The organism is Weissella uvarum (assembly GCF_016908785.1).
Taxonomy (GTDB): domain Bacteria; phylum Bacillota; class Bacilli; order Lactobacillales; family Lactobacillaceae; genus Weissella; species Weissella uvarum.
The window spans coordinates 1-1190 of record NZ_JAFBEO010000015.1; the positions used below are offsets into that span (position 1 = coordinate 1).

Consider the following 1190-nt stretch of genomic DNA (forward strand, 5'->3'; position numbering starts at 1 on the left):
ACTAGAGTGCCCAACTAAATGCTGGCAACTAGTAATAAGGGTTGCGCTCGTTGCGGGACTTAACCCAACATCTCACGACACGAGCTGACGACAACCATGCACCACCTGTCACTTTGTCCCCGAAGGGAAAGCTTCATCTCTGAAGTGGTCAAAGGATGTCAAGAGCTGGTAAGGTTCTTCGCGTTGCTTCGAATTAAACCACATGCTCCACCGCTTGTGCGGGTCCCCGTCAATTCCTTTGAGTTTCAACCTTGCGGTCGTACTCCCCAGGCGGAGTGCTTAATGCGTTAGCTGCGACACTTAAGGGCGGAAACCCTCAAACATCTAGCACTCATCGTTTACGGTGTGGACTACCAGGGTATCTAATCCTGTTTGCTACCCACACTTTCGAGCCTCAACGTCAGTTACAGTCCAGAGAGCCGCCTTCGCCACTGGTGTTCTTCCATATATCTACGCATTTCACCGCTACACATGGAGTTCCACTCTCCTCTACTGCACTCAAGTCATCCAGTTTCCAAAGCACTTCCACAGTTAAGCTGTGGGCTTTCACTTCAGACTTAAACAACCGTCTGCGCTCGCTTTACGCCCAATAAATCCGGATAACGCTTGGAACATACGTATTACCGCGGCTGCTGGCACGTATTTAGCCGTTCCTTTCTGGTAAGATACCGTCACACACTGAACAGTTACTCTCAGTGTCATTCTTCTCTTACAACAGTGTTTTACGAGCCGAAACCCTTCATCACACACGCGGCGTTGCTCCATCAGACTTTCGTCCATTGTGGAAGATTCCCTACTGCTGCCTCCCGTAGGAGTATGGGCCGTGTCTCAGTCCCATTGTGGCCGATCAGTCTCTCAACTCGGCTATGTATCATTGCCTTGGTAAGCCGTTACCTTACCAACTAGCTAATACACCGCGGGACCATCTCTTAGTGATAGCAGAACCATCTTTTAATTAATAACCATGCGGTTATTAATGTTATGCGGTATTAGCACTTGTTTCCAAGTGTTATCCCCCGCTAAGAGGTAGGTTTCCCACGTGTTACTCACCCGTTCGCCACTCTTTGCAATGTCCATCGTCAAATCTGAGCAAGCTCTTCATATCAGTTGAACCACAAAGCGTTCGACTTGCATGTATTAGGCACGCCGCCAGCGTTCATCCTGAGCCAGGATCAAACTCTCATTTTGTA

The 1190-nt window shown here is 49.0% G+C and carries 1 rRNA gene; it reads right to left on the minus strand.

Annotated features, from left to right (window positions below):
- A 16S ribosomal RNA gene (locus JOC36_RS08655) occupies positions 1-1188 on the minus strand; the annotation flags it as partial.
- Between the last annotated feature and the right edge of the window lie 2 nt (positions 1189-1190).